Genomic DNA, 16,693 nt, shown 5'->3' on the forward strand with positions numbered 1-16,693 from the left:
AATAAAGATAGCCTCACATTAACTATAACTATATTATAAACAAAAACCAATTAACATGAAAAAAAGAATTTTATCCTTAGCGCTTATTATTATGAGTAGCATAGGTGTCTTAGCACAATCTACGCATCACTGTAGAGCTAAAGAAGAAAATGATGTTTTTTTTAACAAAAACCCCAAAGCACTCAAACAACGAGCGCAATTTGAAACATTCACAAAGAATTTCACCAAGAACAAAAGCAGTAACAAAGCGGGAGAGTCATACACAATTCCTGTGGTTTTTCATATTTATGGAGACGTTCAAAGTGGAAAAACTGTAACCTATAACAAAATCGTTGCAGCATTAAATGCTTTAAATGATGATTTTAATGGGTTAAATAGTGATTATAATACGGTTGAACCTTTTTTTCAACCAAGAAGGGCAACAATGAATATTCAATTCAAATTGGCAAAAATTGATCCAAATGGAGGTAGCACTTCAGGAGTAATTTTTCACCCAACTCGAAATGGATACGGTAACGGTGGTGGTTATGATAACCAAATTGCAGCCGATGCTTGGGACAATAAAAAATATATGAATGTATACATTCAAAATGACTTGTATAATGATGGAAGCCTAACCAATTCAGGTGTAGCTTGGTATCCTGATAGTTCTATGACAAATGCCAATTTAGCACGTGTTGTTTTTAATGGTGCCTATCTGTATGGAAATGGCGACAGCGAATTTGCTTCTACACTTACACATGAATTTGGACATTTCTTAAACTTAATCCACACTTTTGAAGGAGGCTGTTCTGGTACAGACCAAGTTGCAGACACTCCTAGTGAGGATGGATACCACACACTATCTTGTACTCCAGGTACTAATTGTTCAGGTGAAAAAGTAAACATTGAAAACTATATGGGTTATAATGGTGCTAGAGGCTGTTACAAAATGTTTACTCAAGGACAAGTAGCTAGAATGTTAGCCGCTTTACAACATCCTGCAAGAATTACATTATGGCAACCACAAAACCTAATTGATACTGGTGTAAACGCAAATGGAAGTTCTATAGTTTCTTCAAAATCTGTATTAAAAGAAGCAATTGCAAACAATGGTACATTTACAGATAACAGTATTATTAGTATTGTGGGTTCAAAAACTTTTGCTGTTACTAGCGGCACAATGACACAAGGTGTTCACTACACCCATACTTTCCCAAATGGAATTACTCCTGTTTTAACAGTTAGTGGAAACAATACAATTACATTAACATTAACAGGACAGAGCAACAACCATGCAGCAGCAAACAATACAACAGGCGGAATTACCTTTTTAGCCACTGCCTTTTCTGGTGGAACAACAGGAGTCATTTCAACTAATTTGAATTTTAACTTTCAATTTTATGACCCATATGGGATATTTTATGTAAACATGGCTGATGTTACTGCTTCAGACGCAGCACAATGGACTTATTTTACAATTGAGAAAGGCGATGATGCTGCTTTTGGAACTTGGAGATATGCTGCAAATCATTACAAATTAGAAACTTATGGTAAAAAACTAGTTTGTGTAGCAAATTCAAGAAACATATCAGTTTTAAATGCTGGAACAGTAATTAGTCAAACCAGTAATTTCACTCCTCCAGGTGCATATCCTGATCAATTAGATCTAAGGACACCTTCCTATACAAATTGGGATGGCAAAACCGCTTATATAGGTTTTGAATATACTATCGACGGGAATCCTTGCTATGGTTGGTTTAAAGTTATTGCAACAAGTAATGGATCTGGTTATACGGTTACTGAATACGCCTATAACACACAACCTTTTGGTGCAATTACTGCTGGCTCAACAACAAACGGAACAACTGTTGCTGCACCAACAAATTTAACAGCTACAGCAAACAACACTGCACTACAAGTTGTATTATCATGGACAGACAATGCTAATAATGAAACTGGATATACTGTTGAAAGAGCTACAGGTTCTGGTACATATGCTGTTATTGCTAATTTAGCAGCGAATGCAAATTCATATACTAACACTGGACTCACAACTGGCAACACCTATTCTTACAGAGTGAGAGCAAATGCAAACACAATTACCTCAGATTATTCAAATGTAGCTAGTGCAACATTAACCAATAATACTTCTGCATATTGTAGTGCCTCTGGAAATAATCAATATGAGTATATTAAGACTGTTACTTTAGGTAATTTTACAAACACTTCTGGAGCAGATGCAAATGGCTATGGTAATTATACTGGTCAAACTATTACTTTAACTCCAAACACATCTGCAACAATTAGCTTAACACCTGGCTTTTCTGGATCAGCCTATACCGAATCTTGGTCGGTTTGGATTGATTATAATAAGAATAATATTTTTGACGCTTCAGAATTAGTGATTTCTAATCTTTCATCTAACGGTGCTGTTTCTAAATCTTTTACCATTCCAAGTACTGCTTCAGGAACAACAAGAATGAGAGTTGCTATGAAATATTATTCAGCTGCAACAACTGCGTGTGGTAATTTAGGAGATGCCGAAGTAGAGGATTATACAGTAAACTTCTCTGGGCAACAGCAAAATACTTTAGCAACACCTACTAATATTGGAGACTCTGGTATATATTCTGTTGGTTTCTATGCTTCTTGGACACAAGTGAGTGCTGCTACAAATTATGAAGTACAATTATTTCAATCTAATACATGGACAACAGTGGGAACTTCTAACACCTATTACTTATGGATTCCTAAACAAGGAACTACTACTAGTTACAGATTTAGAGTGAGAGCAACTAATGCAACTGGTGCAAGTGCTTGGAGTAATTTTGCAGACATTTCGTTAACAGGTGCAGCTAAACTTAGTAGTGAAAATCACACTTCATCAATATCAATGTATCCTAACCCAGCTGTTGACATTGTGTATTTTTCAAATCAAGAAGACACAAAAAACACTACTATTATGATTTATGATAGCTTTGGAAAACTAATTGATACAATTAAAAATCAAAATAGTTATTCGGTACAAAAACTGAATAAAGGACTTTATTTTGTAAAAATAGTTACAGATACTTTTGAAGAAACAAAAACACTTTCTGTAAAATAAAACCTATTTAAAAAAAACAAATGAGGCTACCCTTTTTGGATAGCCTCATTTTTTATGTAAAAAATTATTTCAAAATTACAATTTACCATTTTTAATTTCTTCTACACATTCTGGATTCAATAAAGTAGAAGTATCTCCAAAGTTTTCAAAATCACCTTCAGCAATTTTTCTTAAAATTCTTCTCATAATTTTTCCTGAACGCGTTTTAGGTAAAGTATTTACAAACTGAATTTTTTCTAATTTGGCTATAGGTCCAATTTGGTCGGAAATTAAATGATTAATTTCATTAGATAAATTATCCCTATCTCTACTTTCTCCAGATTCTTTTAAAATAACAAAACCATATAAAGCATTTCCTTTCACATCATGTGGATACCCTACAATTGCACTTTCAGCAATAGCTGGATGTTCATTGATTGTGTCTTCAATTGGAGCCGTACCTAGATTATGCCCCGAAACAATGATTACATCATCTACTCTACCTGTTATCCTATAATACCCAACCTCATCTCTTAATGCTCCATCACCCGTGAAATATTTACCTGGAAATGCTGTAAAATAAGTCTCTTTATAGCGTTGATGATCGCCCCAAATGGTTCTTGCCATTGATGGCCAAGGAAATTTAATACATAAACTTCCCGTTACCTGATTCCCTTCAATTTCATTTCGTAATTCATCCATTAAAACAGGTTGAATTCCAGGTAATGGTAGCGATGCATAGGTTGGTTTTGTTGGTGTTACAAAAGGAATTGGAGAAATCATAACACCACCTGTTTCTGTTTGCCACCATGTATCTACTAACGGACAACGTTTTCCTCCTACATGATCATTATACCAATGCCAAGCTTCCTCATTAATAGGTTCTCCTACAGAACCTATCACTTTTAAGCTTGACAAAGGAAATCGTTGAACATATTCTACATTTTCTTTTGCTAATGCTCTAATAGCTGTTGGAGCGGTATAAAATTGAGTCACTTTGTGTTTCTCAATTACTTCCCAAAAGCGGCTAAAATCAGGATAAGAAGGAACACCTTCAAACATCACAGTTGTTGCTCCATTCAATAATGGTCCATATAAAATATAGGAATGTCCTGTTATCCATCCTATATCGGCAGTACACCAATAAATATCATCTTCTTCATAATCAAAAACATTTTTGAATGTATATGCTGTGTAAACCATGTATCCAGCTGTAGTATGCACCATACCTTTAGGTTTGCCCGTAGAACCAGAAGTATATAATATAAACAAAGGATCTTCAGCATCCATTACTTCAGCAACGTTTGTACCCAAAGCAGCATCTAAAAGAGGTTGTAACCATATATCTCTCTCTTCTTTCATGTTTATTTTTGCATCTGTGCGCTTAACAACCAATACTTTTTCTACACTTGGGCAACTAAACAAAGCTTCATCTACGATACCTTTTAAATCTATAACTTTATTTCCTCTAAATCCGCCATCAGAAGTAATAACCATCTTACACTCGCTATCATTAATACGAGTGGATAATGCTGATGAAGAAAAACCTGCAAAAACTACTGAATGTATGGCTCCAATTCTAGCACATGCTAATACTGCAATAGCCAATTCAGGAATCATAGGTAAATAAATACAAACCCTATCGCCTTTTTTTATACCTTGCTCTTTTAAAACATTAGCCATTTTTGCAACGCGAACATACAAATCATTATAGGAAATATGTTGTGCTTCTTCTTCAGGATTGTTTGGTTCAAAAATAATTGCAGTTTTATCCCCTCTTTTGTTTAAATGTCTATCAATACAGTTTTTTACAATATTTACTTTAGCGTTTACAAACCATTGAAATTGAGCTTTTTCCATATCAAACTCAAAGACTTTATCCCATTGTTGGTACCAAGTAAAATTTTCATCAGCTATTTTATCCCAAAATTTCCTTGGCTCTCTAACTGATTTCCTATGCATTTTAAAATAATTCTCTAGGTCTTTAATTTTATAATAGCTCATCTTTATTTATTATCTATTGTGTTGTAAATATAAGTATTCTTTAAAAAAAAATAAATTTATTCTTGCTAATTTACTATAGTTATCAATTAATGTGTTAAAAAAACACTTTAATCTTAATTATTCTAATAATTCTTTTACTTTCTCTATTAATTTTTTGAGAGAAAAAGGTTTAGTTAAATAAGCACTTGCACCTAATTCTAATCCTTTTTGAATATCTGCTTCTTTATTTTTTGCCGAAAGAAAAATAACTTTACAATTACTTAATTTTCTTTCTTTTTTTATTTCTTCTAAAGTTGCATATCCATCAACATTGGGCATCATTACATCTAAAAGAATAATGTCTGGAATATGAGTTTTTAAAATATCTAATGCTTCTTGACCATCTCTTGCAATAAAAACATCAAAATTATTCTTTTTAAAAGCATATTCGAGCGACATAATTATATTGGGTTCATCATCCACGATAAGTATCTTCTTCATCTTTTTTCACTTTAGTTATCATACCCCATATTTGGTAGTGTAAAAGTAAAACATGCACCGCAATTTTCATTGTTTTCTGCCCAAATTTTTCCATGATGCAATTCTACAATTTGTTTGCAAATTGCTAATCCTAATCCGCTACCAATTGGCTTTTTAATATTTTGATTATCAGACTGATAAAATTTATCAAATATATTTTCTAAATCTTTTTCCTCAACACCTTTTCCATTATCCTTTATAATAATTTCAAAAAAACCTTCTTTTTTATTTATTGTTATGCTTATTATTCCGTCATTTTCTGGACAAAACTTAATTGCATTCGATAATAAATTAGTAATTACTTGAACTATTCTGTCCTCATCATAAACGATAAAGAATGGGGTTTTATTTTCAAAACACAATACTATATTTTTATTCTTCAATAATTGCTGAAGTGGCTCTATTGTTTTCACAAAAGTATTGGTTAAATCTTGTCTTGTGAGATTTAATTTTTGTTTGCCTGTTTCAAATTTTTCTAAATCCAAAATTTTATCAATCAATCTATTTAAACGATCCGACTCTGAAATAATATTTTGCAAAAATTGTTTTTTTAATTCTTCTGGAATTTCTTCATCGTCAAACAATATTTCACTGGCTGCTCGGATTGCTGTTATTGGTGTTCGCAATTCATGGGTAACTGTATCTAAAAAAGCGTCTTTTTGTTTGTCTTTTGCTACCAAGGTTTCGTTTGCTTGTTGCAATTGAGCTGTTATTTCTTTTAATTCTCTGGAGGTTTCTGTTAGTTTTTTATTTATCAAAATATTCTCATTAGACTCTTCTAATATTTTCAAAACTTCAGACAGGGTAACTTTTTCTTCTTTAACAACACTTGAAATTAGAATTTTTGCAGATGCAGTTCCAATATGTCCTGTTAGTAAATTCTCTGCAAACTTTACTAAACGAGCATCGGCTAATTCTTGATTTTTATCAAAATTGTATTTAGTATTAAAAATAGCCATAGCTCTTTGTGTTCTTTCAACTCCTAAAAATTTTATTAATACTTTCTCAATATCACTAGTATAGGCAGTTCCTTTCCATACGAATGCATTTTCATGATTGGTACTGTATCTATCTATATCTATATACATTTCTGCATAGTTTCGCTCACGATAATTACCTTTAAAACTTACAGATACTGCAAAATAGGTCATCGCATTAAAAAGTAAGCTCCAAAAAAAAGCATGGGCAATTGGTGATAAATAATCTAACCCAAATAGTGCCAAAGGTTTCAAAAACGTTATATTAAATATACCATTACTTATAAAAGCATGGTCTGTGTTTGTAACTCCGAAAGAATACGGAATTAATAAGGTATAAAAACAGACTCCAAACCCTATTAAAATACCCCAAATAGCTCCCAAACGAGAACCTCTTCTCCAAAATAATGCACCAAAAAATGCTGGAGCCAATTGACCAATAATAACAAAAGAAACTAAACCTATGGAGCCTAAACTGTAATCTAACGCAAAAAAACGGTAGATAAGATAAGATGCTATAATTAATGAAAATATTCCAACTTTACGAATAGTTACAATTTTTTTATTGTTTATTGCTTGTTCTTCATTTTTTAAACGTCCTAAAAATGTATATGGAATTAACAAATTATTACTCAACATTGTAGATAAACTGATACTCGAAACAATAATCATGGATATAGCGGCTGAAAAACCTCCTAAAAAAACCATTGTTGTTAAAAATGTATGATTGAAATATTGAGGAATTAATAACGAGAACGTATCTGCATTTTTAACTTCTCCTTCGAAAAGTACATTTCCACCCCATGCAATTGGAAAAACAAACACATTAAAAACAAATAAATAAAGAGGAAACAACCACAAGGCAGTTTTAATGTGTCGCTCTCTATTGTTTTCTACAACAGCTACTTGAAATTGTCTTGGCAAAAGAAAAATAGCAAACAAAGATAATAGGCAGAGAAAAAACCAATTTATGCCTTGTTCCAAACTTCCTATGGTGTTTTTTTCTTTAAATTTTTTTAAAACTGATGCTTGAGCATAGAGGTCACTAAAACCATCAAAAACATAATAGGTAACATAGATCCCAATAACTACAAAAAAAATTAATTTTAATAGACTTTCCATTGCTACAGCAGTAATAATACCCTTGCGTTTTTCGGAAGCGTCAACATAGCGAGTACCATAATAAGAAGCAAAAAGAGCTAAAGCAACAGCAACATAGGTAGTGGTATCTACAAAAACAAATGAACTTTCAGTTGACTTTGTAACCACATGAAATGTTTCAGATATAGCTTTCAATTGCAAAGCAATATAAGGCAAAATAGCTGCTAAACAGATAAAGGTTACTAATGCCCCTAGAAACCTACTATTGCCATAGCGCAAAGAAATAAAATCAGCTATACTTGATACGTTATTCAATCTGGAAATACGAATAATTTTTCGAAGTATAATTATCCAAGCAGGAATAATGATAATAGGACCAATATAGATCGTTAAATAATTCAAACCCGAGTTCGCAGCAACACCAATACTTCCATAATAGGTCCAGGCAGTACAATACACCGCTAGTGAAAAAGAATAAACATAAGGATTACTCGCCCATCTTAAATTTCTCTTTTTTTCTGCCCAATGAGCAATTAAAAATAAAAAAGTTAAATAAACCAATAGTATTATAATTAAGACTATGCTACTCATGATATCGATTTACAATTATTAGAGATACTAGAATAGAAATTGCCCATATTGAGAACACATAGATGTAGAAAATTGGAATACCCAAAAAAGCATCACTACTATCAAACAAAAGCAATAGTGGTAGATTTAATGCTAAAAAAAGAAATAACGATAATACTACTAATTTCTGCTGATGTCGTTTTTTCATGATTTATATTTATTCGCTTAAAAATACAACTTATCTTTTAAAATAAAAAAATCGCCATTACTATAACAGCGATTTTTGAACTAAATAATAATTTGAATAGTATAATGAATTAATTAATGCTCTACAGCTTCCCCAGCTCCTGATGGAATTCTAATGTTTTCTACAATCTCTTGCACATCGCTTGGTGGTGCAGGTGTAAAACTATTAACCAAAAAAGCAACAACAAAATTCATAATCATTGCAATAGTTCCAAACCCTTCTGGTGATATACCAAACCACCAACTGTCTTTTAATCCTGCAACAGCTTCTTTACCTCCATCAAATATTCCAAACTTAAATTTCAACATATAGAAAAGCATCAACAACATTCCTACTACCATACCTGCAACCGCTCCTTCTTTATTCATTTTCTTATGAAATATACCCAATATTATAGCTGGAAAAAAAGATGCAGCTGCTAATCCGAAAGCAAGTGCTACTACTGCCGCCACAAAACCTGGTGGATTAATGCCAAAATACCCAGCAATTATTACAGCTATTGTTGCCGCTCCACGTGCAGCCCACAATTCATTTTTCTCTGATATGTTTGGGTTAATCATTTTCTTAATTAAATCGTGAGAAACAGAAGAAGAAATAACTAACAACAACCCAGCTGCTGTAGATAACGCTGCAGCTAAAGCTCCTGCTGCTACCAAAGCAATTACCCAATTAGGTAGCTTTGCTATTTCAGGATTGGCCAATACCATAATATCATTATCAATTGTTAATTCATTCCCTTTTAATCCTTTAGCTGTTACTGACGCAAGGAAAGCTTCATCTTTTGACTTATCATTATAATATTGAATTTTACCGTCATTATTTTTATCTTCATATTGTAACAAACCTGTTTTTTCCCAGTTAGAAAACCATTGAGGCATCTCTGAATATTTTTTATCGTTAACTGTATCAATAAGGTTTACTTTCGCAAAAACGGCTACCGCAGGTGCTGTTGTATATAAAATAGCTATTAATAACAAAGCCCATCCAGCTGATTTACGAGCATCTCTAACTTTTTTAACTGTAAAAAAACGCACAATAACGTGTGGCAAACCTGCTGTTCCAACCATTAAAGCTAAGGTTATTGCAAAAACATCTGTCATTGACTTTGATCCTGAAGTATATTCTGCAAAACCTAATTCGGTTGACAATCCATTCAACTTATCTAACAAATAGACATCTGTTCCAGCTACTGTTCCTCCCATTCCCAATTGAGGAATTGGATTTCCTGTCATTTGTATTGAAATAAAAATTGCTGGTACCATAAATGCAAAAATCAAAACACAATACTGAGCTACTTGCGTATAGGTAATCCCTTTCATTCCTCCCAAAACGGCATAAAACAACACTATTATCATTCCAATAACCACTCCTGTTTCAATCTCTACTTCCAAAAATCTTGAAAACACTACTCCCACTCCACGCATTTGCCCTGCTACATAAGTAAAAGAGACTATCAATGCACAAAAAACGGCAACGGAGCGAGCTGTTTTAGAATAATAACGCTCACCTATAAAATCTGGAACAGTAAATTTTCCAAATTTCCTCAAATAAGGAGCCAATAATAAAGCTAATAACACATAACCTCCTGTCCATCCCATCAAATAAACTGCTCCATCATATCCAGCAAATGAAATAATTCCTGCCATAGAAATAAAAGAAGCGGCTGACATCCAGTCTGCGGCTGTAGCCATTCCGTTTGCTAAAGGAGAAACTCCTCCTCCTGCTACATAAAACTCTTTTGTTGAACCTGCACGAGACCAAATTGCTATACCAATATATAGTGCAAACGTAATTCCAACAATTAAATATGTCCAATTTTGTACATCCATGATTTTTCTTTTTTTAAATTAATTAATCGTCATACCCATATTTTTTGTCTAATTTGTTCATTAATCGAACATAAACAAAAATCAGTATTACAAATACATATATTGATCCTTGTTGGGCAAACCAAAACCCTAACGGAAACCCTCCAATTTTAATTTCATTCAAAGCGTCTTTAAAAAGGATTCCTGCTCCATAGGAAACAGCAAACCAAATACTCAATAATATTAGAAGGTAGCGAAGGTTTTCCTTCCAATAGGCGGTGGCATTTTTTTGATCTCTCATTTTTTATTGTTTTAGTTGTTTTTTTATAGATATATCATTGCTTGAAGTGTAACGGTGTTTACCGCTTTGTTATCTGCATATTTCAACGTCTGATATTCCAAGGTTAATTTTGAATTATGTCCACTTAGATAAACATTCGCCCCAATACCCAATTGAGAGGCATTTTTGTTTAATGCTTCTATTGTTCTGTGGTCATAGGACAAATAAGGTTGGAACTTTGTTTTAGTTTTAACAGGTAGAACATATCCTAAATGTGCATGCAGCATGGTTCCTGTTTCATAGGTTGTGCCCAAGGTAAAATCTTTACCATAATCTGTGTTTTGATATAATGCATAGGCTGTTAGAGCACCTCCATTATTTCCTATAGGCGCATCATAGAAGGCATCTACTGCAAAAATAGATACATTTTCTCCTGATAAATTTCCTGAAGCATCTGCAATTACAGCTCCTTTAGGGTGTGAGAAAAAACCAGCTCCAAGATTAAATATTTTCTTAGTTCCTACGTATGATCCTACTTTATAGGGCAGAAAATTACTTTCAGCATCAAAAAACGCATAATCAAAATAGCCTGAATAGGCTTTTCCAGCTGCTTTAGATCCCAGCAAACGTCTTCCTGTATAAGTAGCAGCTCCATTGTTTACTGGTGTAGTTGTGGCTTGTAAATTATTTGTTTCTGCTTCATTTACAGAAACTCTATATTGAAACTTACCAAAAGAACCTTTTAAGTATATTCCTAAATGACGTGCAAACTGATCAGACAATCCAAGTGTAGCCCATGATTGTCTTTGGTTATCCAAAGTCATGATGTTTAAAGTGCTTTGATTGTTTAAACGCGAAATACCGTTCCAATAATGCAATCCTCCACCAATAGCATGATCTTTACCTAAACTGTATTGTGCCCAAACGTCGTGAAAGAATAGTTGTGAAGCATCTCGGGTGCCTGTTGGACTCATATTATCGGCATTTAAACTGTTCAAGCCAAAATGTGTTAATATTAGAAAATCTTTACTTACTTGTGCATACATTAAAATACGTGCTCTTCGTAAGCTAAAATTTAAATCGGCTTGTTCATTTCCATTGGCATCTAAAGGACGATCCGAATTGTGCTGTGCCCAAAATTGAGCCCAAGAGATAATCCTAAAATATTTAGAACCGTCTTCGTTAATTTTTACTTTTAAACCTCCTTCATAATCGGGTGATCCTTGTGAGAATGCAAAACTTGTTAGAAACAGTCCTACTAAAATTATTATTTTTTTCATCTGTATAAAATTTGATTGCACCTTGTTTTCGATGTATCAAATTTTGTAAATTAATCAATAACCGTAAAAAAATGTATATATTTTTGTAAAGCACTATAGCTAATCTTTAAATCGTTCCCATTTTATAAGCATAAACTTATCACCAAGCTCTGTTATTATCATGCCCGCTCCTGATAATTGTTCTTTAGTTTTTAAGTATTCTAAGAGTTCTGCATGTTTGAGTATCTTATAGCTTGGATGATAATTGGGGTGTGGTGGCTTCTTAATTTTGTATTCCTTTACCCAATTACTAATAGACACATGAGAAACGCCTATTATTCGTTCAATTTCTCTATAGCTTAATCCTTCTAAATAGAGCTGTAAAGCTTTGGTAACATAGTAATCATCAATCTTTTTTCCTATTTTATTAACCGTAAAATAATAGGTACATGATTTACACAGATACCTTTGTCTTTCTTTAATTATGCCACTTTTTACAATGGTGTTTCCACCACATTTTGGACAGGTAATTTCTTCCATGTATATATATTTTGCATAAATATATTAAATTAGCAACTATATAAAACAATTTTTAATAATTATTTATACTAAAAATTATTATTCTTCTATTTTTTACGTTATTTATTTAAATTTATCTCACAAAACAACCTTAACCGAATTAAAGAGCAATCATTAAACACAATATCATCCAAAACTATATTTTATAATGATGTTACTTAATTATATTTGAATTAATTATTAAAATTAGAACTACTACCTTTTATTACTTGATTTTATTGAAGCTAAAAAAATATTAAGATTTAAATTCCAAGTAATGGTTAGTCTCTGAATTTTATCAAAAATTGAAAAGTTATTCTATATTTGCTATGATTTATGCTTTGTACTAACGGTACTAAACTTTCACTAAATATATGTTGTTACTTACAGAATGAACAAACCCCTAATTATTAAAGCTAACTTAAAATTAATTCTCATATTTAGTTTTTTTAGTATTTTCTTATTCGGAGTACTTTCATTTCATATGTATCTAAGATTTATTGAAGAACTGAAATTCGGATTTAATACTAAAATATTCTTTACTTTATGTTTACTTATTGTTCTTTTACTTGTTACTTCGTTATTTACAGTAACATTTTTTTCAAACATTGAGATAAATGAAAAAGAAATCATTATAAGAAAGCTCTTTTATAAAAAAATCATACGAATTGTAAGCATTAAAAAAATAATTCTTTCAGAAGTTACAGAATTCTATGGGGTTTTAGTGGACAGAACACTAATACAATTATTAAATAATGAATGTATTCATTTATATTCTTTTAAATATCATGACTTTTATAAAGTAAAAATCATTTTAAATTGTATCGACAATGTTTTAAAAAATGAAAATTTAAAAATTAAGAATCTCAACTTAAACACTAAATTCCTTAAAAGACAGTCACATAAAATCAAATTAACTAAAGATTCTAAAACATTTAATTTTTCGAACGTTTTATCTTTTTCTGGTATCCTATTTTACAGTTTTATTTCTTTTAATATTTATCATCTAGTCACTAAAAAAAACATCCTAGTCTATGACATATTTATTGCTATATCTGTAATTGTATTGTTCCTCTTTTTACATTCATTTAATACTAATTATTTCATTATAAGTAAAGATTATCTAATTGTAAAAAACACTATTTGCTTTTGGAAAAAAACACATTTTAAAATAAATGAAATTGAATCCATCAATATTCATTATCATAATAGACAATTTGGAAAAACTGTATTAATCAAAACAAAATATTTTAAAAATATTTATTTTAAGTCTGATAATCTTTTAAAAAAACAGTGGATTGATTTTAAAAAGGAAATTAGAGCTAAAAATATAACTGTTTTTGACAACAGTAATTTTATTACGCAAAGAGTAAACTATTAAAGCATTACATTGTTGTCCTATAAAAATAATCGGAACGTTATTTTTATAGGACAACAATGTTTAAAAATTTACTTCACATTAAATCCAAAAATATACTTATATATCGATAAAAATGATAGGCAAAAAAATATCTTGACCTTGAATTTCTTACCAAATAAAAAAGTAAGTTACAATCAAGTAAGCTGCCCTATCCCTTGAAAACAGAGAAAGCCTCTCAATTTAGTGAAGTGCCATTTATTAGAAATTGAAACATCTTAAAAATTATTAGAGCAAAATAGTAGTAGAACTACTAAAAGATATACTCCTATAAGCACTAAAAGCTTTGAAGAAATAAAAAAAACTTTTGATAATTTGTAACAACAATTATTATTTTTGAATATCAAAATATAATTTCCGTTTACAAAATTACCCCATTGAGATGCTGAAACCAGTTCTGCATTACTAAATGGGGTTTTAGTAAGTGTTTAGTATAGGGAGATGTTAAAAATTCTTCGCTTAAGAAAGCTCTTTTAATTTTTCACTTCTATTGACAATTGATTTGATGTATGAACAAATGGCAACGCTTTTCAATTGCTGGGAATGTAAATATTCTATTGTTTTCTCTACTAATTCTTTTCCCACTCCTTTTCCTCTAAGGTTTTTGGGTACTTCCGAATGGGTAAGATAATAGATATCTCCTTTGACTACGTATTCTATTTTTGCAAAATCGTCTCCAATTTTCATTACAAATAATCCCATTTCTGGATGATGCACTATTTCTGAAGTTTTCATTTTGTATCCTTTCTTCTTTGTTTTTTTTACACGTATTATTCAATCGTTTTTAAAAATGCTATAGCTTTTTCTGTATTCAAATGATAATCATTAAAGAGTACACGGTCTTCTTGATCTATAAAGATAAACCATGGTGTTCCTCCTGTTCTATAGTGATACATTATATTTGAAATCTTTTGGGTTGTATTATCACCATTATCTTGTCCAAAAGGGATTTCGAGTTGGTACTTTTTTTGAACCTCTATCATCTTTTCATACGTATTACTACTTTCTCCTTCAAATACAGTTTGAATGGCTAGAAATTGCACCTTATCATTGTCTTTTAATGCTTCAGTCATCGCTTGTAAAGAAGGTAATCCTATACTATGACAACCAGGGCACCAACTTTGAAAACAATAGACCACTTTAAACTTGTTTTTATAATCGGATAAATGAATAGGCTCTATAGGATTTCCTTTTCCATCTATCCATCGTTGCACGTTCCATTCTGGAGCTTTTTGACCTTCTATTCCGTAAGTGTTTTTTTGTGAATTCATTTCTTTGCTTTTAAATTTAAAATACTCATTTCTTTGACCATTACAAACCAATGTTGCTATTGTCAGCAGTATTAATAGTATAGTCTCAAACATTATCTTTCAATCTATTGGCATACATTTTTCTAAGCTTGTTTACTTTTGGTGTAATCACAGCATGGCAATATCCTGCATTAGTATTCTGGTTGTAATAGTCTTGATGATATGCTTCTGCTGGATAAAAAACGGTTAAAGGACTTACTTCTGTAACTATTTCATTATTGAAACTTGGGTTTATAGCCGCTAAAACTTCTGCTGCTATTTCTTTTTGTGTCTCATCATGATAATAAATTACTGACCTATATTGTGTTCCATAGTCAGCTCCTTGCCTGTTCAATGTGGTTGGATCATGACTTGTCATGAAAATGACTAACAATTCTTCATAGGATATCTCTGCTGCATCAAAAGTAACCTGAATTACTTCTGCATGACCCGTGTTTCCATTACAAACCTCTCTATAGGTAGGATTCGTTGTTATTCCTCCTGAATATCCGGAAACCACTTTTTCCACTCCTTTTAATCTTTGTATTACGGCTTCTACACACCAGAAGCAGCCTCCTCCAAACGTAGCTAATTGCATATTTTTCATAGTTTTCCCCTTTATTAATTAGACATTCACGCTACAACTACCGTGATAATCTTGATGGTAATCTTCAGCTTCATAAAATTTATCTAATGCTACAATTTGAGTTGTATATTTTATAACTCCATCTTCATCACTTAGCGCTTTTTCTATACTCTTTTTTTGATCTTCATTCCTGTAAAGGATTATGGATCTATATTGTGAAACAGAATTGGTATTAGAGCTTGAAGTTGTTCCATATTTTAGAATAAAAGTTCTGGTTAATGTTTCTAATGAAATTTTATCTCCATCAAACGCTACATTAACAACTTCTGCATGCCCAGTTCTTCCTCCACAAACATCGGAATAGGTTGGGTCTATAGATTCCCCACCAGCATAACCAGAAACGGCATCTATAACTCCTGGAGTGTCTTGCAAGAATTTCTCTACTCCCCAAAAACAACCTCCTCCAAACGTTGCAAACTGTATATTTTTCATAACTATTTCCTTTCTGTTTTATATTTTTTTCATTGCTATTGAATTGATGCAATATCGTAGGCCACTTGGTTCTGGTCCATCTTGAAAAACATGTCCCAAATGACTGTCACACACATTACACATAACTTCTACTCTAACCATTCCAAAAGAATTGTCTTTATGATATTGAATGGCGTTTTCTTTGATTGGCAATGTAAAACTAGGCCAACCTGTTCCTGAATTAAATTTTTCATTAGAATCAAACAATTCATTATCACAACAAATACACCCATATTTTCCAGGTTCATATCTTGAACAATGTTCGCCAGAAAAACGAGCTTCTGTCCCTTTTTTTCTTGTGATGTAAAATTCTTCTTCTGTAAGTTGTTGTTTCCATTCTGCATCAGTTTTTTCAACTCTTCGCTCTGGTACAGGATTTCCTTTACTTGCAAATTCTAGTACATCGTTCCATTTTAATATTTTGTTTCTCATAACTTTAATATCCTTTCTTTTATAGTACAAATTTAGCTCTATACTCTT

The 16,693-nt window shown here is 31.7% G+C and carries 14 protein-coding genes; 2 read left to right on the plus strand and 12 right to left on the minus strand.

The features are described 5' to 3' along the window. Nucleotides 1–55: 55 nt before the first annotated feature. Complete coding sequence (locus tag ACZ49Z_RS18470) at nucleotides 56–3,088, plus strand: M43 family zinc metalloprotease (protein WP_464305773.1); 3,033 nt, start codon at nucleotides 56–58, stop codon at nucleotides 3,086–3,088. Nucleotides 3,089–3,163: 75 nt separating this feature from the next. On the opposite strand, the gene acs is transcribed toward ACZ49Z_RS18470, so the two are convergent. From acs to ACZ49Z_RS18505, 7 genes are all read right to left on the minus strand, one after another. Continuing rightward, complete coding sequence (gene acs, locus ACZ49Z_RS18475) at nucleotides 3,164–5,071, minus strand: acetate--CoA ligase (protein WP_464305774.1); 1,908 nt, start codon at nucleotides 5,069–5,071, stop codon at nucleotides 3,164–3,166. A 117-nt stretch (nucleotides 5,072–5,188) separates the two neighbouring features. Beyond that, entirely contained in the window at nucleotides 5,189–5,551 is a 363-nt protein-coding gene (locus tag ACZ49Z_RS18480) for a response regulator transcription factor (RefSeq protein WP_464305775.1), read from the minus strand. Nucleotides 5,552–5,562: 11 nt separating this feature from the next. Further along, nucleotides 5,563–8,259 carry an ATP-binding protein gene (locus ACZ49Z_RS18485; RefSeq protein ID WP_464305776.1) on the minus strand — a complete coding sequence of 899 codons (2,697 nt, stop codon included), beginning with the start codon at nucleotides 8,257–8,259 and terminating at the stop codon, nucleotides 5,563–5,565. Nucleotides 8,260–8,559: 300 nt separating this feature from the next. After that, a complete protein-coding gene (locus ACZ49Z_RS18490) occupies nucleotides 8,560–10,314 on the minus strand; it encodes a sodium:solute symporter family protein (protein ID WP_464305777.1) in 1,755 nt (584 codons plus the stop codon). A gap of 22 nt (nucleotides 10,315–10,336) precedes the next feature. Continuing rightward, complete coding sequence (locus ACZ49Z_RS18495; protein ID WP_464305778.1) at nucleotides 10,337–10,594, minus strand: DUF4212 domain-containing protein; 258 nt, start codon at nucleotides 10,592–10,594, stop codon at nucleotides 10,337–10,339. Nucleotides 10,595–10,617: 23 nt separating this feature from the next. Then, the gene (locus tag ACZ49Z_RS18500; RefSeq protein ID WP_464305779.1) at nucleotides 10,618–11,853 is read right to left on the minus strand and encodes a hypothetical protein; all 1,236 of its coding nucleotides are present in this window, start codon (nucleotides 11,851–11,853) and stop codon (nucleotides 10,618–10,620) included. Between the two features lie 99 nt (nucleotides 11,854–11,952). Further along, complete coding sequence (locus tag ACZ49Z_RS18505; RefSeq protein WP_464305780.1) at nucleotides 11,953–12,372, minus strand: transposase; 420 nt, start codon at nucleotides 12,370–12,372, stop codon at nucleotides 11,953–11,955. A 502-nt stretch (nucleotides 12,373–12,874) separates the two neighbouring features. Here ACZ49Z_RS18505 and ACZ49Z_RS18510 point away from each other — a divergent pair. Continuing rightward, complete coding sequence (locus ACZ49Z_RS18510) at nucleotides 12,875–13,771, plus strand: hypothetical protein (RefSeq protein ID WP_464305781.1); 897 nt, start codon at nucleotides 12,875–12,877, stop codon at nucleotides 13,769–13,771. Between the two features lie 495 nt (nucleotides 13,772–14,266). Here ACZ49Z_RS18510 and ACZ49Z_RS18515 read toward each other — a convergent pair whose 3' ends face one another. The 5 genes from ACZ49Z_RS18515 to msrB form a co-directional block, all read right to left on the minus strand. Then, the gene (locus ACZ49Z_RS18515; RefSeq protein WP_464305782.1) at nucleotides 14,267–14,542 is read right to left on the minus strand and encodes a GNAT family N-acetyltransferase; all 276 of its coding nucleotides are present in this window, start codon (nucleotides 14,540–14,542) and stop codon (nucleotides 14,267–14,269) included. Nucleotides 14,543–14,577: 35 nt separating this feature from the next. Beyond that, nucleotides 14,578–15,078 carry a peroxiredoxin family protein gene (locus ACZ49Z_RS18520; RefSeq protein ID WP_464305783.1) on the minus strand — a complete coding sequence of 167 codons (501 nt, stop codon included), beginning with the start codon at nucleotides 15,076–15,078 and terminating at the stop codon, nucleotides 14,578–14,580. 85 nt (nucleotides 15,079–15,163) lie between these two features. Further along, nucleotides 15,164–15,703: a peptide-methionine (S)-S-oxide reductase MsrA gene (gene msrA, locus ACZ49Z_RS18525; RefSeq protein WP_464305784.1), complete on the minus strand. Its 540-nt coding sequence runs from the start codon at nucleotides 15,701–15,703 to the stop codon at nucleotides 15,164–15,166. An 18-nt stretch (nucleotides 15,704–15,721) separates the two neighbouring features. Beyond that, complete coding sequence (msrA, locus tag ACZ49Z_RS18530; RefSeq protein WP_464305785.1) at nucleotides 15,722–16,174, minus strand: peptide-methionine (S)-S-oxide reductase MsrA; 453 nt, start codon at nucleotides 16,172–16,174, stop codon at nucleotides 15,722–15,724. Nucleotides 16,175–16,192: 18 nt separating this feature from the next. Then, nucleotides 16,193–16,633: a peptide-methionine (R)-S-oxide reductase MsrB gene (gene msrB, locus ACZ49Z_RS18535; protein WP_464308081.1), complete on the minus strand. Its 441-nt coding sequence runs from the start codon at nucleotides 16,631–16,633 to the stop codon at nucleotides 16,193–16,195. Nucleotides 16,634–16,693: the final 60 nt, after the last annotated feature.

The organism is Flavobacterium sp. KY-23415 (assembly GCF_055384985.1).